Here is a 20,456-nt window from a genome sequence, read left to right as displayed (position 1 = left end):
GTGGCTCGTTGACGACGGCCACGTCAGTTACCTCCCATATTGCGCACCGGAGGCCGGTCGCCCGGAATCTCGGGCAGTGCGGGCGGGATCACGTTCGTGATCACCGCGTCGAACCATCGACCGGTACCGAGCACGTTGGCGTAGAGCCCGTAGAACGGCGCGGCGAGTTCCAGAGTCCTCGAGATGCTCTGCTGGTTGTCGTTGAGCAGTTCGATGGACGCGCGCAGATTCTTCAGCGCGGGTCCGATCTGCTCCTCGTTGTCGCGCACCAGGGCGCTCAGCTCGGTCGAGACCGTCTGGGCGCCGACGAGCAACTGGTGAATCGACTGCTGGCGGATATTGAGTTCGGCGAGCAGTTGCCCGCCCGCGGACAGCAGGCGCTCGAATTCGGCATTGCGATCCGCGAGTACCCGGGTGGTCTCCCGGGTGGCGCGGAACATTCGCTTGAGTTCCTCGTCGCGTTTGGCCAGCGTCTCCGACAGCCGGGCCACACCGTCGATGGACCCGCGGATCTCCGGCGGCGTCGCCTCGAAGGCGTCCGACAGCACCTGCATGCTGGTGGCCAGCTGCGCGGTGTCGACCTGGTCGAGCGTGTCGGCCACATCGGTGAAGGCGTCGATGACGTCGTAGGGGGCTACGGTGCGCGACAGCGGAATCCGCTGCCCCGGATCGGCGGGTTCGGTACCCCGCGGGTCCAGGGCCAGATACTTCTGGCCGAGCACGGTCTTGATCTGGATGGACGCGGTGGTCTCGTTGCCGACCCAGGCGTCCTTGGTGCGGAAATCGACGAGCACCTTGTCACCGTCGAGGCGCACATCGGCGACCTGACCGACCTTGACGCCCGCGATCCTGACCTCGTTCCCCTTCTTCAACCCGGCCGCCTCGGAGAATTCGGCCGTGTACTTGGTGCCCGCGGCGATGATCGGCAGCCGGTCAAGGAAGAACGCGGACACCGTCACCAGCAGCACGATCGCCAGACCCATCGCGCCGAGGAAGGCGGGGCTGCGTTTGCCGAGCAACATCCGGTCGTCCATCAGCGGACCTTCCCTTGGCAGCGCGGCGCGGCATTGGTGTACACGGGCTGATTGACCGTCGGCATACCCGCGGGCAGGTTCAGCTGGGGCGCCTCCGCGGCGCCCGGCCCGACCACGATGTCGATACCGCACAGATAGAACTGGAACCAGGAGCCGTAACTGGCCGCGCGACCGAGCTTCTCCATCTTGACCGGCAGCGTCTGGATCGCCTGGTTCACTTCGTCGGAACGATCGTTCAGCGTCCCGGTCAGCTGGTTGAGTCCGGCTATCGAACCCTGGAGGGTCGGGCGCACCGGTACAAGCAGATCCGAGGTGGCCGTGGCCAGATTGCCGAGCGAGGTGACCGAACGGCCGATCACATCGCGTTCGGCGGCCAGACCGCTCACCAGTGCCTCGGTATTGACGATCAGCTGATCGAACTGATCGCTGCGCTGATTCACCGTCTCGAGCACCGCGGTCAGATTCTTGACCAGTTCACCGATCACCGCGTCCTTGTCGGCGATCTTGTTGGTCAGACTCGCCGTGGAGGCGACCAGATCGCGGATCGTGCCCTGCTCGCCCTGGAAGACCTGGATGATCTCGAAAGACAGCTTGTTCACGTCGTCGGCGGTGAGGGTGCGGAACAACGGCCGGAAACCGTTGAACAGCGTGGTCAGGTTGAGCGCGGGACGGGTGTTCTGCAATCCGATGGTCGCGCCCGCGTTCAGTTTGCGGCCCTGCTCGCCCGCCCCCTGTTCGAGCGCGATGTAACGCTGCCCGACCAGGTTCCGGTAGCGGATGGTGGCCGTGGTCGAGGCGGGCAGCCAATCGCGGTCCTGCAATTCGAAGGCCACCTCGGCCTCGCGCCGGTCCACGATCTTCACGTCGGTGACCTTGCCGACCCGCACACCCGCGATTCGCACTTCGTCACCCTTGTTGAGCGAGGTGACATCGGCGAAGCGCGCCTTGAACTCCGTTCCGCCGCCGGTGTAGTTGGCGATGGACAGTGCGAGCATGACCGTCACGAACAACGTCACCAGGACGAAGACGATCAGTTTGGTCAGCGGTCCGCCGAGGCCGCGCATTTTCTCCTTCATCGCACACTCACTTCGCTGCCGCGGAAGGCGGGGGCGCCGACCCTGGTCACCCAGCCCGGCACCTCGTCGGGCGAGACGCCCTGCGCCGCACCGTAGATCGCACCGAGCGACTGCTGTTCGGCGGGCGATCCCGCCATCGTCGGCACCTGCGCGGCCGGGAAGACGCCCAGCTGCGGTTCGGGCAGATATCCGGTGGTCTGGTCACCGGGATTGCGGCTCGGCACGGCATAGGAACCGTCGTTGGGCGGGCCGCTGATGTATTGGCCGACGTCGACGCCGAGCGGATACTCCGCGACGCACCACGGCCCCCTGGTGTCGAACCAGCGCGGTTCGTCCTGGTTGGGCAGATACTTGCCACGGGTGTTGACCAATTCGATGGACACCCGCGAGCCCGGGTACTTCGTACCCTGGCCCATGATGGCGTCGATCCTGGGCTTCATCTTCGCGAAATTCGCCATGGTGCACACATAGGTCGGCGAGTACTTGGCCAGCATCTCGAGCGCGGGCCGCGAATCGGCGGCGATGTCGATGATGTTGTCGCGGTTGGCGACCAGGAAGTCGGCCGTACTCGACGAGGTCGGGGTCAGTGTCGCGTAGAGGGTGTCGATATCCGAACGCCGCTGCACGATGGTGGTGTTGGTCGTGCGCAGATTGTTCAGCGCGTCGATCAACAGCGGCGCGGCGTCGGAGTAGGTGGCCGCCACCGTCGCGAAACTGCGCAGATCCTCCTGTAGATCGGGCAGCACCACATTGACCTGACGGAAGATCGCGTCCAGCCGGTCGACCGTCGAGCCGAGCGCCTCGCCCTGTCCGGCCAGCGCCTGTGACAGCGCGCCGAGGGTGGCGGCCAGATCCTGCGGCGGGATGGCCTGCAACAACGGCAGCAGATTGTCGAGCAGCTTGCTGATCTCGATGGCGTTGCCGCTCTTGTCCTGATAGAGAGTCACGCCCTCGGTCAGATGCTGCGGACTCGGGTCCTCGGGTATGACCAGATCCACATACCGTTCGCCGAAAAGGGTTTTCGGCAGCAGGCGCGCGGTGGCGTTGACCGGGATCTGAGTGGCCTTGTGCGGATCGATGGCCAGGTCGAGGGTGACCTTGCCGCCCTCGGACCGGCTCGACCGCACCTGCCCGACCGGCACGCCGCGCACCTTCACGTCGGCGTCACGTGTCAGCGCATTGCCCACACTGTCGGTGACCAGGTCGACGTCAACGGTCCGCACGAACTGCTTGTTGTAGATCGCGACGGTACTCCAGAGAAATAGGGCGACCAGGACGAAGAATGTGATGCCAAGGACTCGGGTGCGCGTCTTCTCGGCGCGCCGCCAGGCCGCGGTGCCGCTCATCCGGCCACTCGCACGGTCGTCGTGGTACCCCAGATCGCCAGGCTAAGGAAGAAGTCCAGCACGTTGACCAGCACGATGGCCGCGCGCACCGCCCGGCCGACCGCGACGCCGACGCCCGCAGGGCCGCCGGTGGCGTTGAAGCCGTAGTAGCAGTGCACCAGGATGATCACGAAGGCGAACACCAGCACCTTGAGGAACGAATAGAGCACATCCTCCGGTGGCAGGAACAGGCTGAAGTAGTGGTCGTAGGACCCGCTGGACTGCCCGTTGAAGTAGATGCTGATCGACCGCGAGGCGATGAAGGTGCCGAGCAGGCCGACCACGTAGAGCGGAATGACGGCGAGGAAGCCCGCGATCACGCGGGTCGTCACCAGGAACGGCACGCCGGGCACCGCCATCACCTCGAGCGCGTCGATCTCCTCGGAGATGCGCATGGCGCCCAATTGGGCGGTGAAACCGCAGCCGACCGTCGCCGACAGCGCCAGAGCCGCGACCAGCGGGGCGATTTCACGGGTGTTGATGTAGGCGGCGAGGAAGCCGGTCAGTACGGAACTGCCAAGTGCGTCGAGCGCCTTGAAGCCTTGGAGGCCGACGACGACGCCGACCGATCCCGACATGAAGACGATGACGCCGATGGTTCCACCGATGACCGCCAGCGCGCCGGTGCCGAAGGTCACCTCGGCCAGCAGCCGCACGACCTCCTTGCGGTAGTGCAGAGCGGTGCGCGGAATCCAGGCGATTGCGCGGGAGTAGAACGACATCTGCTCGCCCGCGCGGTCGATGAGATTCAGCGGCGCACGCGTGATATCGCCGACCCGGCGTGTCGTCTTTGCGATAACCGGGTTGCGGTAAGGAGTCGCCATCGATCACGCGCCCTTGGCGGGGACGACCTGGAGATACACCATCGTCAAGACCAGATTGACGAAGAAGAGCACCAGGAATGTGATAACCACGGACTGATTCACCGCGTCACCGACTCCTTTCGGACCACCCTTGGGATGCAGTCCCTTGTATGCGGCGATGACGCCTGCGATGAGACCGAATACCAGCGCCTTGATTTCACCGATCCACAGGTCGGGCAATTGCGCCAGTGCCGAGAACGACGCGAGATACGCGCCGGGAGTGCCGCCTTGGAGCAGCACGTTGAAGAAGTAGCCGCCCGCGATACCGACGACCGAGACCAGGCCGTTGAGCAGCAGGGCCACCAGCATCATGCCGAGCACCCTCGGCACGACGAGCCGCTGTACCGGGTCGACGCCGAGCACTTCCATCGCGTCGATCTCCTCGCGGATGGTGCGCGAGCCGAGATCGGCGGCTACCGCCGATCCGGCCGCGCCCGCGATGATCAATGCCGTCACCACCGGAGCCGCCTGCTGCACGGTGGCGAGGACGCTGGTGGCTCCGGTGAACGACTCCGCGCCGAGCTGTTTGACGAGCGATCCCGTCTGCAACGCCACCACGGCGCCGAACGGGATGGCGACCAACGCGCTCGGGAGGATCGAGACACTCGCGATGAACCACGATTGCTCGATGAACTCTCGCCACTGGAAAGGCCGTTGGAAGGTCTTGCGGATTACATCTATCAGCAGCGCAAAAATGTTGCCCGCCTGCGCAAACGCCGACTCGCTTCGAGTCCGCACACGCGCCACTGTCCGATTCACGGAGCGTATGTTACCCGTTAGTTGTGTTGTGTTGAACAGTTGTGTCGAACGCGCCGCCCTGGTATGAACCAAGATTGCCGTGGTTGTACGAGATAACCTGTGTGTCGTCGTTCTGGGCAAGCGACTCACGGATGGCGACCTGCGCGGCATGCGGCAGGGTATGCATGATCTCCTGCACCCGCGCCTTCCGACGCCCCACCGCCTGACGCACCGGCATACCCGGCTGCGCCCGCATCTGCGGAATGATCCCCTCCACCTCCTCCGCACCGCCGTGATGATGACCCGCGTCCACCATCGCCTGCTCGCGCGCCATCTGCGCCTCGTCCTTCTCCTCCGACATACCGATCGGCCCGATCATCCGACCGTTCAAGAACTGCTTGACCACCGGCTCCTCCGAGGTCAACAACACCTCCCGCGGACCGAACATCACCAACTGCCGACGAAACAGCATCCCGATGTTGTCCGGCACCGTCCGCGCCAGATTGATGTTGTGCGTCACGATCAGAATCGTCGCGTCGATCTGGGCATTGATGTCGATCAACAACTGCGACAGATACGACGTACGCACCGGATCCAACCCCGAGTCCGGCTCGTCGACCAGAATGATCTGCGGATCCAACACCAACGCCCGCGCCAACCCCGCACGCTTGCGCATACCACCGGAGATCTCCCCCGGCAGCTTCCCTTCCGCCCCCAACAAACCCGTCAACTCGAGCTTCTCCATCACGATCTTCTTGATCTCGGATTCGCTCTTCTTCGTGTGCTCACGCAACGGGAACGCCACATTGTCGAACAGGTTCATCGACCCGAACAACGCGCCATCCTGGAACAACACCCCGAACAACTTGCGGATCTCGTAGAGCTCCTTGTTCGAACACGTCGTGATATCGGTGCCATCGATGAAGATCGCACCCCGCTCAGGACGCAACAACCCGATCAACGACTTCAAGAACACCGACTTGCCGGTACCGGAAGGGCCGAGCAACGCACTGACCTCACCCGAGGGCAACGTCAACGACACATCCTGCCAAATACGCTGCGACCCGAAGGATTTCGTTACACCCTCGGTCCTGACCTCGACGCCCACGATAACCTCCACGTTTTCTCGGCGAGCAGCCCACCGATCAACCGCGCGCACGGTCATCGCGGCAAGCGAGTCACAGTGGGTTCGGTCACTCTATCCCAACTGCGAGACCGGGCACACCCCTACCTGACCGAAGAGTAACCCAGACAGTTTCCCGAATTCGCGGGCGGTGATAACTCGCGTGTCAGAAAGCAGAACGGGCGGCTCCCCGAAGGGAACCGCCCGTAGTGCGTGATTCGATCGTATTACTTGACCGAAACCTTGGCGCCCGCGTCTTCCAGCTTCGCCTTGGCGGCCTCGGCGGCCTCCTTGGCGACCTTCTCCAGGATCGGCTTCGGGGCGCTCTCGACGAGGTCCTTGGCCTCCTTCAGACCCAGGCCGGAGACGATCTCGCGGACCACCTTGATGACCTGGATCTTCTTGTCGCCCGCGCCCTCGAGGACGACGTCGAACTCGTCCTGCTCCTCGGCGGCCTCGGCCGGAGCCGCGGCACCGCCGACGGCGGCGACGGCGACCGGAGCGGCCGCGGTGACCTCGAACTTCTCCTCGAACTTCTTGACGAAGTCCGACAGCTCGAGCAGGGTCATGTTGCCGAAGGTCTCGAGCAGTTCGTCAACGTTGGCCATTGTTGTTTCCTTTCGGTAGTTGATGTCGATGGGGCGAGCCGCAACCGGTCACCCGCGGGGAGTGGGTGTCACTCGGCGGCAGGCGCGCCCTCTTCGGCCTGCTTCTTCTCCTGCAACGCGGCGGCCAGGCGGGCCACCTGCGAGGCGGGAGCGTTGAACAGACCGGCGGCCTTGGCCAGGTTGCCCTTCATGGCGCCCGCCAGCTTGGCCAGCAGCACCTCACGGGTCTCCAGGTCGGCGATCCGCTCGACCTCGGACACGGACAGCGCGGCGCCGTCCATGTATCCGCCCTTGATGATGAGCGCCTTGTTGTCCTTGGCGAAGGTCTTGAGGGCCTTCGCCGCGTTCACCGGCTCACCGGTGATGAAGGTGATCGCGGTCGGGCCGACGAACAGCTCGTCAAGACCCTCGACGCCCGCCTCGGCGGCGGCACGCTTCACCAGGGTGTTCTTGGCGACGGAGTACGTGGCCTCGGCGCCGAGGGCGCGACGCAGCTCGGTGAGCTTACCGACCGAAAGACCACGGTATTCCGTGACCACGGTGGCAGTGGAGCTCTTGAACTGCTCGGCGATCTCCTCGACCGCGGTGACCTTCTCGGGTTTTGCCATACTTCGCCTCCTCTCTCGATGTCGGATCGTGTCGGTTGCTACCGCACTGACCGAAACCGGGGGGACCGGCGACAAAACAAACGCCCCGGACGCAGAGCGCTCCGGGGCGAACAGGAAAACACGAAACGGCCACTGCCGACTCGAGTCCCGACCTCGGCTCTCCCTGCGTGGGCCGCCGGCAATGTCGCCGGACCTTCGACCGCACCCGAAAGGGCGCGGCGACCAACGGTCTTCGGTAGAACGGATTGGGTAGTGATCGAACACGTCGATAACCGAGCTCCAATGTACCCGTACATGCCCCCATCTGCCAAAACGGGTACCGCGCCCGCGTTGGGCACCCCGACACGCCGCGAGGGCGGGAACGCGAAACGCGTTCCCGCCCTCGGCGGTTCGGATCGTGACTACGCTTCCTCGTCGAGGAGATTGCGGGTGCGGTTCGGGTCCACCGGGATGCCCGGTCCGGTGTTCGTCGAAACCGTCACCTTCTTGACGTAGCGGCCCTTGGCGGTCGACGGCTTTGCGCGCAGGATCTCGTCCAGTGCGGCGCCGTAGTTCTCCACCAGCTTGCTGTCGTCGAAGGACGCCTTGCCGATGACGAAGTGCAGGTTGGCCTGCTTGTCGACGCGGAAGTTGATCTTGCCGCCCTTGATGTCGTTGACGGCCTTGGTCACGTCGTTGGTGACGGTGCCCGTCTTCGGGTTCGGCATCAGGCCGCGCGGGCCGAGGACACGCGCGATCCGGCCGACCTTGGCCATCTGGTCGGGGGTGGCGATCGCGGCGTCGAACTCCAGCCAGCCGCCCTGGATCCGCTCGATCAGATCCTCGGCGCCGACGGCGTCCGCACCCGCGGCTTCGGCCTCGGCGGCCTTCTCGCCTGCCGCGAACACGATGACGCGGGCGGTCTTACCGGTGCCGTGTGGCAGGTTGACGGTGCCGCGGACCATCTGATCGGCCTTGCGGGGATCGACGCCGAGACGGATCGCGACCTCGACGGTCGCATCGGTCTTGGTGGTCGCGGTCTCCTTGGCCAGCCGCGCGGCGGCCAGCGGGGAGTAGAGCTGGGAACGGTCGACCTTCTCGGCCGCGGCGAGATACGCCTTGCTTCGCTTTGCCATGTTTCTCTGTCCTCGTGAATGGTTCAGAAGTGGTTACCGGGCCTGGCCGGCCCTCCCACTCGGGAGTTCGCTGACGACTCAGCCCACTGGCTGACGACTCAGCCCACTGGCTGCCGACTCAGCCCACTGGCTGACGACTCAGCCCACTGTGAGCATGCGAGGGCTCAGCCCTCGACTGTGATGCCCATCGAGCGTGCGGTACCCGCGATGATCTTGGCCGCCTGATCGATGTCGTTGGCGTTGAGATCTTCCTGCTTGGTCTTGGCGATTTCCCGGATCTGGTCCATGGTGACCTTCGCGACCTTGTTGCGGTGCGGTTCGGCCGAACCCTTCTGCACACCGGCGGCCTTGAGCAGCAGCTTGGCGGCGGGCGGGGTCTTCAGCTTGAAATCGAAGGACCGATCCTCGTACACCGAGATCTCGACCGGGATGACGTTGCCGCGCTGCGACTCGGTCGCGGCGTTGTACGCCTTGCAGAACTCCATGATGTTGACGCCGTGCTGACCGAGCGCGGGCCCGACCGGAGGAGCCGGGTTCGCCTGGCCTGCCTGGATCTGCAACTTGATGATCCCGGCGAGCTTCTTCTTCTTGGGGGGCATCTTTCTTCCTTGGTTTCGGTTCCTTACGGTTGCCGTAAGCATGTGCAGGCATCCCCGCCGGATTGACTTCCGCGGACAGGCTTGATGCACGGGTGTTCACGAACGATCGACTCGCGCACGCGAACCCGTACACCTTACCGATACGACACCTGGGTATTTCACGCGGGGCCGACCGAAAGCCCCGCGCGGATCAGATCTTGGCGACCTGGGTGAAGGCCAGTTCGACCGGCGTCTCGCGACCGAAGATCGACACCAGCACCTTGAGCTTCTGCTGTTCGGCGTTGACCTCGGAGATGCTGGCGGGCAGCGTCGCGAACGGGCCGTCCATGACCGTCACCGACTCGCCGACCTCGAAGTCGACCTCGATGACCGGCTTCGGCGCGGCCTCGGCGGCGGTCGTGGTCTCGGCGGCAGCGGCGGGCTTCTTCTGCTGCTGCGAAGCCGGGACCAGGAATTTCACCACATCATCGAGGGAAAGCGGCGACGGGCGCGAGGTCGCGCCGACGAAACCGGTGACACCCGGGGTATTGCGCACCGCGCCCCAGGATTCGTCGTTGAGTTCCATCCTGACCAGGATGTAGCCGGGCAGCACCTTGCGGTTGACGTGCTTGCGCTGGCCGTTCTTGATCTCGGTGACCTCTTCGGTCGGCACCTCGACCTGGAAGATGTAGTCCTCGAGATCGAGGTTCTGCACGCGGGTCTCGAGGTTGGCCTTCACCTTGTTCTCGTAGCCCGCGTAGGAGTGGATGACATACCAGTCACCGGGGGCGCGGCGCAGCGCGGCCTTCATCTCGGCGACGGGATCGGAGGGCCCGGCTTCCTCGGGAGCGGGTTCGGCGACCGCGGAGTCGTCGACAACAGCGGCTTCCTCGACGGCTTCCACGGCCTCCGCCGTGTCGTCGGCCGGGAACTCGTTGTTTGTGTCGTTCTCCGGGGTGCTCACTGGGCACTCGCTTCCTGTGTCGTCACGTACATCCTCTGTGTACCGGACTCGGAGCCGCGGATCGTTCCGCTCACTTCACCCGGCTCGGCCACCGGTGTCTTCGCGGGCTGTTCAGCCGAACAACCAGTTGACACCCTTGATGAACGCCAGATCCAATCCGCTGATGAACGCGACCATGAAGATCACGAACACCAGAACGACGCTCGTATAGGTGACCATCTGTTTGCGATTGGGCCAGATCACCTTGCGCAGTTCCGCGATGACCTCTCGCAGGAACTTCAGCAACTTCTTGAACGGATTTCCCGAACCGCCACGCTTGGTCTTGCTCTCGGATTTGCCCGACTTCTTCGTCGGACGTTCGATCGTGGCGACCGAACCCGAGTCGACGGGAGCCTCCGCGCGAACACGCCGGGCGGACCGCTTACCACTGGGCCGAGCCACCGCGGCGGTGTCGTCGCCATCCTCGGCGGCATGCGCACCGTGGCGAGTGTCTCGCTCGCTACGCTCGCTCACGTCGATCCTCTCTCATCGCTGGCATTCCAGGGCAGGGGCGACAGGACTTGAACCTGCAACCTGCGGTTTTGGAGACCGCTGCTCTGCCAATTGAGCTACGCCCCTTCGGTTGGACCCATGAAGCCCGTCCAACCACCGTTCCTTGTTCAGTTGTACCCGGCGCCACACAACACGCGCGCCGACCCGGCGGAATGCCGGCCCCTTCGGTAATCCGTGGAGATCATCTCCCGAACCACCGGGACCAGCCTCGCAGAGCAGCGCGCAGCGGCTGGTGACCCCAGGTTTCCGAGTGTACGTTACCGCCGTCGCGGATAGCGAATCCGCGGTACCCGCGCAGGTCACGGTGATGCCGCGCCACTCCTTCAGGACAGTTGCACGGTCGCGGTGGCCCGCCCGAAGATCTTCTTACCGCCCGACTTCGCCACGATGGCCACGACCGCCGTCCTGGTTTCGGCGTCCACCGACTTCACCTTGCCGGTGAACTCGACCTCGGCCGCCTCCTCGGAGCCGACGTAGACCGGGCTGGTGAAGCGCACGTTGTATTCCTTGACCGCGCCGGGATCGCCCAGCCAGGAAGTCACGAAGCCGCCGCCGAGACCCATCGTCAGCATGCCGTGCGCCACCACGTCGTCGAGACCGACGAGCCCGACCACGTCGTCGCTCCAGTGGATCGGATTGGCGTCGCCCGAGACGCCCGCGTAGTTGACCAGATCGCCACGCGTCAGCCGGACCACGCGCGCGGGCAGTTCCTCGCCCACCTCGACCGTCTCGAAGGCACGGGCGCGTTCGCTCGCCTCGACGGTCGGGATCTCGGCCACCGCGACCGGGGCCTCGGTGGGAATCGACTGCGCGCGCGGACGGTGATCGGGCGCGTCCTCGCCGATGCCGTGCATCAGCACATTACGGACCGCGCCGGTCAGATTGGGATCGATGTCACCGCCGCTGCGCCCGATGAGGGTCGTGTAGGTGGTGAGCACCAGTTCGTCGTTCTGCGCGGTGACGATGTTCTTGGTGACGATGATGTCGCCACCGAATGCCTGCCGGAACGAATGCAGATACACGTCGCAGGTCAACTGGTCGCCGACCCGAATGGGGCGGTGGAATTCCAGGATCTGGTCGGTCTGCATGATCTGGCTGAGGTCGTAGCCGGTGACGATCTGCTCGAACAACTTGCGCTGGGCCAGAATGCCGACCAGGGAGATGAAAGTCAGCGGCGCGACCAGGCCGTCGTGGCCGTAGGACTGCGCGGCGTCCTCGTCCCAGTGCACCGGGTGGTAATCCTGCACGGCGCGGGCGTATTCGCGCACCTTCTCGCGGCCGACCTCGTAGTAGTCGTCGACGCGGTAATGGTGACCGACCATCGCCGCCGCGTGTGCGGCCGGGTCGAACTGTGCCTCGTCCGCCTGGACCGCTTCTGCTGTACCGGTGTTGATTGTCACGGGAGGACTGTACCTATCTGACCCCGCAGCCCGGAGTCGGCCGAGCGTTCATGTTGTCACGACTGACTATCGTTCTCGATCCGAAAAACGAACCAGGGCCGGACACATATGCCTGTCCGGCCCTTCGCGACTTCACGAATCCGATTATGACGGGGCTCGTCCCGTACCCGCTGGGATCGCTGGGATCGCTGGGAAAGCACCTCTGCCGGGCGGTGTTCGACGACACCGCACCGAAGTTCCGCACCCGAGGCCCCGATCTCGCGATAGTGCGAGGTGTGGGTCTAGCGGGATTCGCGGTGCGCCCGGTGGGTGCCGCAGTTCGGGCAGAACTTCTTCAGCTCGAGCCGATCCGGGTCGTTACGCCGGTTCTTCTTGGTGATGTAGTTGCGATGCTTGCACTGCTCGCAGGCCAAGGTGATCTTTGGCCGGATATCGGTGGACTTCGCGGCCACGACATTCCTTCTTTCGGTCAACCAGATGGTCTGATCGGTCTTTGGTAGCGATGGCCGGACTTGAACCGGCGACACAACGATTATGAGTCGTTTGCTCTACCGACTGAGCTACACCGCCACGGGGTCGCATTGCCGAGATGACGCGCCCGGCCCCCACAGTGTGGGAACTTCAGCGATGCCGAGTCGGTCACCACCGGCAATCCGGCGAGCCCCCTAACGGAATCGAACCGTTGACCTTTTCCTTACCATGGAAACGCTCTGCCGACTGAGCTAAGGGGGCATGACTAGCCCCGCACCGACTCGATCTGATCGGCTCCGGCGCGGCGAAGTCTTGAACGAGATTACACACCCTCCGGTCGCACCGCCAAACCGTGTGGTCAGAGGGTGTTTTGCGGGCCATCGAGCGAGCGCGGTGCGAGGCGGCGTGACGACTCAGCGGTAATTCACGAACTGGAGAGCGATACCGAAGTCCTCGCCCTTGAGCAAGGAGATGACCGCCTGGAGATCGTCGCGCTTCTTACCGCTCACCCGGAGTTCGTCACCCTGGATCTGCGCTTTCACGCCTTTGGGGCCCTCGTCGCGAATCTTCTTGGTGATCTTCTTCGCGTGTTCGGTGTCGATGCCCTGGACCAACGTGCCGGTGATCTTGTAGGTCTTGCCCGACACCTGGGGCTCGCCGGTCTCGAACGCCTTGAGCGAGATGTCACGACGGATCAATTTCTCCTTGAACACCTCGAGCGCGGCCTTGACCCGCTCCTCCGCCTCCGCGGTGAGCACGATCTTGTCCTCGCCGGACCATTCGATGCTCGCGCCCGTCCCGCGGAAGTCGTAGCGGGTGTTCAGCTCCTTCTCCGCCTGATGCAGGGCGTTGTCGACCTCCTGCCGGTCGACCTTGCTGACGACATCGAAAGACGAATCGGCCACACTTCGCTCCTGTTCCTGACAGTCCTGCGGACGTACATCGACCGGGCATTCGGTCACGGTCAGTTCTACCCGCCGAGCGCGACCGTAGTCTCATCGCACGGCCGTTGGCCAGCCGGTTTGCATTCCGGGGCGGGGTACGTTGTAAGCTGCTCTGCGCGCCGAGAAGCGCGACGGCAGGTTGCCCGAGCGGCCAATGGGAGCAGACTGTAAATCTGTCGGTGAAAGCCTACGTAGGTTCGAATCCTACACCTGCCACCGAAACGGGCGAGTCCGCGCGACTCGCCCGTTTTCCATTTCCGGGGAAGAATTCCGGGCACGGATCTTCCGGGCACGAATCTTCCGGGCGAGAACGCACGCGCAATTCGGTGGCGCGGGCTCAGTAGGTGCGCGGACCGCCCGCCATCTGCTCCAAGCGCTCGATCCGCTCGGCCATCGGCGGATGGGTCGAGAACCACCGCGCGGCGCGCTCACCGGTGCGGAACGGGTTGGCGATCATCAGATGCGACTGTGCCGTGAGCTGCGGCTCCGGCGGCAGCGGCGCGGCCTGCACCCCGCGCTCGAGTTTGCGCAACGCCGACGCCAGCGCCAACGGATCGCCGGTCAATTCCGCGCCGGACTGATCGGCCTGGTATTCCCGAGACCGCGACACCGCGAGTTTGATCAAGGTCGCCGCGATCGGCCCGAGCAGCGACACCAGGATGATGCCGAGAATATTCGGGCCTTCGCCGTTGCCGCGCCCGCCGAATGCCGAGGCGAAGAACGCCAGATTCGCCAGACCGGAAATCACCGCGGCCATCGCGCCCGCGACCGAGGAAATGAGAATGTCGCGGTTGTAGACGTGCGAGAGCTCGTGCCCGAGTACCGCGCGCAATTCCCGCTCGTCGAGGATCGACAGTATGCCGCTGGTACAGCACACCGCCGCGTGACGCGGATCGCGGCCGGTGGCGAAGGCGTTGGGGGCATTGGTCGGGCTGATGTAGAGCCGCGGCATCGGCTGGCGCGCGGTCGTGGCGAGTTCGCGCACGATCCGGTACATCACCGGCGCCTCGAGTTCGCTGACCGGTTGCGCGTGCATGGCCCGCAGCGCGAGTTTGTCGCTGTTGAAATAGGCGTAGGCATTCACGCCGACCGCCAGCAGGATCGCGAGGACCAGAATCGTCGGACTGCGGAACATGGCGCCCGCGAAAACGATGAGCGCCGATAATCCGACCATCAGTCCGACGGTCTTCAGACCGTTCGCGTATGAATGCATCTCCGCCCTGTCCCGCCTCTCCACCTGTCGATGCCGGACTCGACCGCACCGTACTCGATCGCGCCGAACCCGACGGCACGGCCGGGGCGGCCCGATTGCGTCACACCAGGTCAACGACGGGACAGGGGTAAAGGTTCCTGATCGGTAGCGAGGTCACCGACAGCCGGGATCAGCCCACCCGGTCGATCGTGTAAGAGACCAGGCGCACCAACGCGTCGTTGGCCGGGCCCGCGGGCAGCGCGGCGAGTTCGGTGTGCGCGATATCGGCGTAGCGCCGCAACTTCTCCTTGGCCTGTCCCATCCCGGGCGAGCGGGCCAGCAGCGCGAGCGCCTCCTCGACCTCGGTATCGGTCTCCAGCGGACGCGCGAGCAGCGTGCGCAACCGGTCGCCGTCGGCGCCGTCCTCGCGCAGCGCGTACAGCACCGGCAGGGTGTGCACACCCTCGCGCAGATCGGTGCCCGGGGTCTTGCCGGACTGTTCGGAGGCCGAGGAGATGTCGATGATGTCGTCGGAGATCTGGAAGGCGGTGCCCACCACGTCGCCGAGGCGTGCCAGGCGCTCGACGTGATCGGCGTCGGCGCCGGAGAAGGTGCCGCCGAAGCGCCCCGAGGCCGCGATCAGCGAACCGGTCTTCTCCCAGACCACGCGCAGATAGTGCTCGATGGGATCCTGCGACTCGCGCGCGCCCATGGTCTCGCGCATCTGACCGGTGACCAATTCGGCGAAGGTCTCGGCGATGATGCGGACCGCGTCGGGTCCGAGCGTCGAGGTCAGCCGGGACGCGTGCGCGAACAGGTAGTCGCCCGCGAGGATCGCTATGCTGTTGCCCCACCTGGAATTAACGCTCGGGGCCCCGCGCCGCATGGTCGCCTCGTCCATGACGTCGTCGTGGTAGAGGGTGGCCAGATGGACCAGTTCCACGACGGTGCCCGCGGTGATCAACGCCGGATCTGCGGGGTTGGGGCCGAGTTGTCCGGTGAGGATGGTGAACAGCGGGCGGAACCGCTTGCCGCCCGCCTTGGCCAGGTGCAGCGCCGCTTCCTGGAGGAAATCCTCGCCGTCGGATAGTTCGTCGATGAGAAGTTTCTCGACCTGGTCGAGGCCTTCGCGCACCGTCGACGCGAGTTCGGTATCGCCGAGGTCGACCCCGGCCACCACCGTGCTCTGCTCTGTCACAGCCGATGTGCTCATACCTTCTCCCAGCGATACGTCCGACCCCACGGTGATGAACCTAGCGTGTCCGCGCCGCGCGGCCCATGAACACCGTCACTATGCCGTGTATCGGCCACCTTGCCACACGGCCGGTTTCCCGGCGCGCGGCCGTACCGGGCTCCCGCCGTCGACACCGCTCGGATCGCCCTGCGAGTATGGGGCCATGGGTTCACCGGATGTCGTAGCCCCGCGGGCGCTGCCGCAACGCGCCGAGGTGCTCGTGATCGGCGCCGGTCCGGCCGGATCGGCATCGGCCGCATGGGCGGCCCGCGCGGGCCGCGACGTGCTGTTGCTCGATGCCGCGGTCTTCCCAAGGGACAAGACCTGCGGTGACGGCCTTACCCCGCGGGCCACCAAGGAACTCGAACATCTCGGACTCGGCGACTGGTTGCGCGCGCACACCGTCAACCACGGTCTTCGCATGACCGGCTTCGGTCGCGAGGCACTGCTCAGCTGGCCGGGCGGCTCCTTCCCGAGTTACGGAAGCGCTGTCGCCCGAACCGAACTCGACGACAAGCTGCGGGCGACCGCGATGGAATCCGGCGCACGGGTGATCGACGGCGCGAAGGCGGTCGACATCATCCGCGACGGCGACCGGGTCGCGAGCGTGACGGTCGAGACGGCGGCCGGCGTGAGCACGGTCGAGTGCCGGGTCCTTGTGGTCGCCGATGGCGTGCGCTCCCCGATCGGCAAGAAGCTCGGACGCGCGTGGCACCGGCGGTACGCCTACGGCACCGCGGCGCGCGCCTACATCAAATCCGGTCGCAGCGACGACCGCTGGATCACCTCGCATCTGGAACTGCGCGACGCCGACAATGTGCTGGTGCCCGGCTACGGCTGGGTCTTCCCGCTCGGCAATGGCGAGGTGAACATCGGGGTCGGTTCACTGGCGACCGAGGCGCGACCCGCCCATATCGCGCTGAAACCGCTGCTGCGCCACTACACTTCGCTGCGCTTCGCGGAATGGGAGTTCGAGGGCGAGTTGCGCGCGGTGGCTTCGGCGCTGCTGCCGATGGGCGGTGCGGTCTCGGGGATCGCGGGTCGCAATTGGGTGCTGGTCGGCGATGCCGCCGGCTGTGTGAATCCGCTCAACGGCGAGGGCATCGACTACGGACTCGAAGGCGGGCACATGCTCGCCGACCTGCTGGACGAATCCGATCTGACCCGGATCTGGCCGGAATTGCTGCGCGCTCGCTATGGGCGCACCTTCTCGGTGGCCCGGCGGATCGCGGGGCTGGCCACCCACCCGCGAATGGTGCCGATGGGCGGCCCGCCGGTGATGCGCTCGCGGTATCTCCAGCGCACCGCCGTGCGGGTGATGGGCAATCTGGTCACCGAGGAGGACGTCGACCTCACCGCCCGCGCGTGGCGGGCGGCGGGGCGCACCTCACTACGGCTCGACGAACGCCCGCCCTTCTCCTGAGCGTGGCGCACAATCCGCCGCGGGTCTCGCCGCAATTGGTTCAGGCATCGGTCCGACCGACCACCCATTCCTGGATGAAGTCGCGTTCACCGGTGAGGACCCGCCGGTACAGCTGTTCGGCCAGCGGTTCGATCGCACCGCCGACGAGGGCGACCTTGACCTGGACGACACCGACCACCGCGATCTCCGAACCCGCGGCGGTCGCCCGCATTTCGTAACTGCCCGACATGTTGCCCGCGATGCCCGAGGTCTCGCCCTCGAACACGCCCTTGGCGGTGCCGCCGTCGAGCCCGTGCCAGTGGTCGGTGCGCGAGATCACGAGATCGCTCTTGAGCACCTTCCTCACGATGCCGGGCACCTTGTCCTGATTCGCCTTTTCGCGCATATATATACGAATGGTGTTCGCGCCGTCGGGATGCGAGAGTTCGAGGGTGGCCGTTGTCGCCTCGGCGAAACGGGCACGCCAGACGTCGTCGCCAACGAGTGCCCGGTGAAGATCTTCGACCGGGACTGTGTAGGGCACGGTGAAGCTGAATTTTCGGGGCATGGCCTCATACGGTAGTCGAACGGGTCGGTAGCCTGTTGCGGTGTCGGAAACCACCCAGTCCGAAAGGCGGCAGATCCGCCTGCGGCGCGCCTGGATCGGCGTCTGCGCCGCGGCCACGGTGGTCAGCGTGCTCATGGTGCTGCTCGTGTTGGCCGCTTGGCGCAACGACTGTCTGATCAGCTCGGACAGGGGCGTGACCACCGCCGAGGTGCTCTCGGCGGGTCGGCTGCGGTCGGCGGTCATCTATGTCACGCCGGACGGGGAGACGCACAATCCGAAGGTCGGCGTGTTGTACCCGACCAATCTGACGGCGGGTGAACGGATCAACGTGGAGTACAACCGCGCCGATCCCGATCTGGTCCGGGTCGCCGGACGCGACGTTCGGGTCGCGCTGCTGCCCGCGGCCTCGGTGATCGCCGTGGTCTGGCTGGTGGCCCTGCCCGTTCTGTTCATCCTGCGGCGCGCGGGGCGCCGCGCCAATCGTTCGCCGGACGTTTCCTCGAGTGTCACGTCTGCGTGACGGGTCCGCGCGCTGCGCCCGGCAGGCTGGGTGTGTGCGTGTAGCCATCGTTTCGGAGTCGTTCCTGCCGAATATGAACGGTGTCGTCAACTCCGTTCTCCAGGTGCTGGACCATCTGGACCGAAACGGACACGAGGCCATGGTGATCGCGCCCGACTCGCTACGCGGGCAGCCGCGCGCGCCCCGGCACCACGGACGTTTCGCGGTGCACCGGGTGCCTGCGGTGATGGTGCCGAAGATCAGCTCGCTTCCGGTCGGTCTGCCGCAACCCGGTATGACGGCCGCGATCGGCGCGTTCGACGCCGACGTTGTGCATCTGGCCTCGCCGTTCCTGCTCGGCGCGGGCGGACTCGGCGCGGCCGTGCGGTTGGATCTGCCGACGGTGGCCGTCTACCAGACCGACGTGGCCGGATTCGCCAAGAGCTACGGCCTCGGCCTCGCCGAGCGCGCCGCCTGGCGCTGGACCCGCCGTATCCACGAGGGCGCGACCCGCACCCTCGCCCCGTCCAGCGCCGCCGCCGCGGATCTGGCCCGCCACGGCATTCCGCGGGTGCACCGCTGGGGTCGCGGTGTCGACATCGCCCGCTTCACCCCGTCCGCGCGTCGCGCCGACCTGCGCGATCAGTGGCTGGGGGGTTCGGACAAGCTGCTGGTCGGCTTCGTCGGGCGACTCGCGCCGGAGAAGCATGTGGAGCGGCTGGCCGTGCTGGCCCACGATCCCGATATCCAGCTGGTCATCGTCGGTGACGGACCGGATCGCCCGGAACTCGCCCGGCGCATGCCGAACGCGGTGTTCACCGGCGAACTGGGCGGGGAGATCCTGGCGCAGGCATACGCCAGCCTGGACGTGATGGTGCACGCGGGCGAACACGAGACGTTCTGCCAGGGCGTACAGGAGGCGCTGTCCTCGGGCGTCCCGGTGATCGGCCCGGACGCGGGCGGCCCGCGCGATCTCATCGCGCACTGCCGCAACGGCTACCTGCTGCCGGTGGATCGTTTCGAGGAGTTGCTGCCGAGCGCGGTCGCGGCGCTGCGCGATCCGCAGGTTCGCACCCGATTCGCGACCGCGGCGCGCAAGTCGGTGCTGCATCGCACCTGGCCCGCGATCTGCACCGAGCTCATGGGCCACTACCGCGAGGTGACCGGTATCCAGCTGCGGATGACGCATACCGCCTGAACAACCGGGCCGCGCGCCCGCTGTCCGAGCCATGATGTCCCGGCGGCGTGGCCGGGCGGACCCGGCGCGCACTAGGGTCGACGCCGTGGCGGAAACAGAGCAGCGGGAATCGGTTCGAGCCTCGCTCGACAAGCAGCCGAGCGAGGTCGCGTCGATGTTCGACGGGGTCGCGAAGCGATACGACATCACCAACACCGTGATCTCCGCGGGACAGGACCGCTACTGGCGGTGGGCGGTGCGCAAAGCGGTGGCACCGCGCCCCGGCGAACGGGTGCTCGACCTCGCCGCCGGTACCGGCATCTCCACGCTCGACCTGGCCAGGACCGGCGCCTGGTGTCTGGCGGCAGACTTCTCGAAGGGCATGCTCGCCGCCGGAAGCCATCGCCCGGTGCCGATGGTCGCGGCCGACGCGACCGCCCTGCCGTTCGCCGACGATTCCTTCGACGCGGTGACCATCTCCTACGGCCTACGCAATATCTCCGACAGCCGGACGGCGCTGCGCGAGATGCTACGTGTCACCAAGCCGGGCGGGCGGCTGGTGGTGTGCGAGTTCTCCACACCGGTCATCCCCGGATTCAAAACGGTCTACATGGAGTATCTGATGAAGGCGCTGCCCCGGGTGGCGCGCGCGGTCAGCAGCAACCCCGACGCCTATGTCTACCTGGCCGAATCCATTCGCGCCTGGCCGAATCAGCGGCAGTTGGCGATCCGCATCGCCGATACCGGTTGGTCTTCGGTCAAATGGCGGAACCTCTCGGGCGGCATCGTGGCGCTGCACCGTGCCTACAAACTGTGAGCATCCGGCGTGAGGTCTCTCACGTCTGAACTCGACTGTCGCCGCGCCGCGGTTCACGGTCGCGCCCGAACCCCGCGTCGTGCCAGTTCAGCGGGTTGATATCGAGAC

The 20,456-nt window shown here is 65.8% G+C and carries 22 protein-coding genes and 4 tRNA genes; 5 read left to right on the top strand and 21 right to left on the bottom strand.

Features of this window, described 5'->3' with window-relative positions; all coding sequences use genetic code 11:
• Nucleotides 1-23: 23 nt before the first annotated feature.
• From APZ21_RS26630 to APZ21_RS26545, 18 genes are all read right to left on the bottom strand, one after another.
• Nucleotides 24-1,034 (bottom strand): MCE family protein, encoded by a 1,011-nt coding sequence (locus APZ21_RS26630; RefSeq protein WP_082393466.1) that lies wholly within the window; start codon nt 1,032-1,034, stop codon nt 24-26.
• Nucleotides 1,034-2,110, bottom strand: coding sequence for an MCE family protein (locus APZ21_RS26625; RefSeq protein WP_239476819.1), 1,077 nt, complete (start codon nt 2,108-2,110; stop codon nt 1,034-1,036). The genes APZ21_RS26630 and APZ21_RS26625 overlap by 1 nt, the downstream gene beginning before the upstream one ends.
• Entirely contained in the window at nt 2,107-3,456 is a 1,350-nt protein-coding gene (locus tag APZ21_RS26620; protein WP_054816004.1) for an MCE family protein, read from the bottom strand. The genes APZ21_RS26625 and APZ21_RS26620 overlap by 4 nt, the downstream gene beginning before the upstream one ends.
• The gene (locus APZ21_RS26615) at nt 3,453-4,319 is read right to left on the bottom strand and encodes an MlaE family ABC transporter permease (RefSeq protein WP_054816003.1); all 867 of its coding nucleotides are present in this window, start codon (nt 4,317-4,319) and stop codon (nt 3,453-3,455) included. Before APZ21_RS26615 ends, APZ21_RS26620 begins: the two co-directional genes overlap by 4 nt.
• A 3-nt stretch (nt 4,320-4,322) precedes the next feature.
• Nucleotides 4,323-5,117: an MlaE family ABC transporter permease gene (locus tag APZ21_RS26610; protein ID WP_054816002.1), complete on the bottom strand. Its 795-nt coding sequence runs from the start codon at nt 5,115-5,117 to the stop codon at nt 4,323-4,325.
• A gap of 10 nt (nt 5,118-5,127) precedes the next feature.
• Nucleotides 5,128-6,207, bottom strand: a complete 1,080-nt coding sequence (locus tag APZ21_RS26605) for an ABC transporter ATP-binding protein (protein WP_275426225.1) — start codon at nt 6,205-6,207, stop codon at nt 5,128-5,130.
• 239 nt (nt 6,208-6,446) lie between these two features.
• Nucleotides 6,447-6,827 (bottom strand): 50S ribosomal protein L7/L12, encoded by a 381-nt coding sequence (gene rplL, locus APZ21_RS26600; RefSeq protein ID WP_054816000.1) that lies wholly within the window; start codon nt 6,825-6,827, stop codon nt 6,447-6,449.
• A 68-nt stretch (nt 6,828-6,895) separates the two neighbouring features.
• A complete protein-coding gene (rplJ, locus tag APZ21_RS26595) occupies nt 6,896-7,435 on the bottom strand; it encodes a 50S ribosomal protein L10 (protein ID WP_054815999.1) in 540 nt (179 codons plus the stop codon).
• Between the two features lie 401 nt (nt 7,436-7,836).
• Entirely contained in the window at nt 7,837-8,550 is a 714-nt protein-coding gene (gene rplA, locus APZ21_RS26590) for a 50S ribosomal protein L1 (RefSeq protein ID WP_054815998.1), read from the bottom strand.
• Nucleotides 8,551-8,714: 164 nt separating this feature from the next.
• The gene (gene rplK, locus APZ21_RS26585) at nt 8,715-9,149 is read right to left on the bottom strand and encodes a 50S ribosomal protein L11 (protein ID WP_054815997.1); all 435 of its coding nucleotides are present in this window, start codon (nt 9,147-9,149) and stop codon (nt 8,715-8,717) included.
• Nucleotides 9,150-9,339: 190 nt separating this feature from the next.
• Nucleotides 9,340-10,092 (bottom strand): transcription termination/antitermination protein NusG, encoded by a 753-nt coding sequence (gene nusG, locus APZ21_RS26580; RefSeq protein WP_054815996.1) that lies wholly within the window; start codon nt 10,090-10,092, stop codon nt 9,340-9,342.
• A gap of 111 nt (nt 10,093-10,203) precedes the next feature.
• Nucleotides 10,204-10,605: a preprotein translocase subunit SecE gene (secE, locus tag APZ21_RS26575; RefSeq protein ID WP_054815995.1), complete on the bottom strand. Its 402-nt coding sequence runs from the start codon at nt 10,603-10,605 to the stop codon at nt 10,204-10,206.
• A gap of 32 nt (nt 10,606-10,637) precedes the next feature.
• Nucleotides 10,638-10,710, bottom strand: a tRNA-Trp gene (locus tag APZ21_RS26570).
• A 257-nt stretch (nt 10,711-10,967) separates the two neighbouring features.
• Complete coding sequence (locus tag APZ21_RS26565) at nt 10,968-12,038, bottom strand: fused (3R)-hydroxyacyl-ACP dehydratase subunits HadA/HadB (protein WP_082393476.1); 1,071 nt, start codon at nt 12,036-12,038, stop codon at nt 10,968-10,970.
• 287 nt (nt 12,039-12,325) lie between these two features.
• Nucleotides 12,326-12,496 (bottom strand): 50S ribosomal protein L33, encoded by a 171-nt coding sequence (gene rpmG, locus APZ21_RS26560; RefSeq protein ID WP_029925945.1) that lies wholly within the window; start codon nt 12,494-12,496, stop codon nt 12,326-12,328.
• A 42-nt stretch (nt 12,497-12,538) separates the two neighbouring features.
• A tRNA-Met gene (locus tag APZ21_RS26555) sits at nt 12,539-12,614 on the bottom strand.
• Nucleotides 12,615-12,703: 89 nt separating this feature from the next.
• Nucleotides 12,704-12,776 (bottom strand) — tRNA-Thr (locus tag APZ21_RS26550).
• A gap of 152 nt (nt 12,777-12,928) precedes the next feature.
• The gene (locus tag APZ21_RS26545; RefSeq protein ID WP_054816028.1) at nt 12,929-13,420 is read right to left on the bottom strand and encodes a YajQ family cyclic di-GMP-binding protein; all 492 of its coding nucleotides are present in this window, start codon (nt 13,418-13,420) and stop codon (nt 12,929-12,931) included.
• Nucleotides 13,421-13,592: 172 nt separating this feature from the next.
• Between APZ21_RS26545 and APZ21_RS26540 the strand changes: the two genes are divergently transcribed.
• A tRNA-Tyr gene (locus APZ21_RS26540) sits at nt 13,593-13,675 on the top strand.
• A 121-nt stretch (nt 13,676-13,796) separates the two neighbouring features.
• On the opposite strand, the gene htpX is transcribed toward APZ21_RS26540, so the two are convergent.
• Nucleotides 13,797-14,672 carry a zinc metalloprotease HtpX gene (htpX, locus tag APZ21_RS26535; RefSeq protein WP_054815993.1) on the bottom strand — a complete coding sequence of 292 codons (876 nt, stop codon included), beginning with the start codon at nt 14,670-14,672 and terminating at the stop codon, nt 13,797-13,799.
• A gap of 169 nt (nt 14,673-14,841) precedes the next feature.
• Entirely contained in the window at nt 14,842-15,864 is a 1,023-nt protein-coding gene (locus tag APZ21_RS26530) for a polyprenyl synthetase family protein (RefSeq protein ID WP_054815992.1), read from the bottom strand.
• Between the two features lie 184 nt (nt 15,865-16,048).
• On the opposite strand from APZ21_RS26530, the gene APZ21_RS26525 reads away from it, so the two are divergent.
• Nucleotides 16,049-17,308 carry a geranylgeranyl reductase family protein gene (locus APZ21_RS26525; RefSeq protein ID WP_054815991.1) on the top strand — a complete coding sequence of 420 codons (1,260 nt, stop codon included), beginning with the start codon at nt 16,049-16,051 and terminating at the stop codon, nt 17,306-17,308.
• 40 nt (nt 17,309-17,348) lie between these two features.
• Here the strand turns inward: APZ21_RS26525 and APZ21_RS26520 are convergent, their stop codons facing one another.
• The gene (locus APZ21_RS26520; RefSeq protein ID WP_054815990.1) at nt 17,349-17,855 is read right to left on the bottom strand and encodes a DUF2505 domain-containing protein; all 507 of its coding nucleotides are present in this window, start codon (nt 17,853-17,855) and stop codon (nt 17,349-17,351) included.
• A 40-nt stretch (nt 17,856-17,895) separates the two neighbouring features.
• On the opposite strand from APZ21_RS26520, the gene APZ21_RS26515 reads away from it, so the two are divergent.
• The 3 genes from APZ21_RS26515 (at nt 17,896) to APZ21_RS26505 (ending at nt 20,348) form a co-directional block, all read left to right on the top strand.
• Nucleotides 17,896-18,375: a DUF3592 domain-containing protein gene (locus tag APZ21_RS26515; protein ID WP_054815989.1), complete on the top strand. Its 480-nt coding sequence runs from the start codon at nt 17,896-17,898 to the stop codon at nt 18,373-18,375.
• 34 nt (nt 18,376-18,409) lie between these two features.
• Complete coding sequence (locus APZ21_RS26510) at nt 18,410-19,552, top strand: glycosyltransferase family 4 protein (protein WP_082393464.1); 1,143 nt, start codon at nt 18,410-18,412, stop codon at nt 19,550-19,552.
• Nucleotides 19,553-19,637: 85 nt separating this feature from the next.
• Complete coding sequence (locus APZ21_RS26505; protein ID WP_054815987.1) at nt 19,638-20,348, top strand: demethylmenaquinone methyltransferase; 711 nt, start codon at nt 19,638-19,640, stop codon at nt 20,346-20,348.
• The last annotated feature ends 108 nt before the right edge of the window (nt 20,349-20,456 follow it).

Source organism: Nocardia arizonensis (assembly GCF_001310275.1).
Classification (GTDB): domain Bacteria; phylum Actinomycetota; class Actinomycetes; order Mycobacteriales; family Mycobacteriaceae; genus Nocardia; species Nocardia arizonensis.
This window is presented reverse-complemented; position numbering and strand designations above follow the sequence as displayed.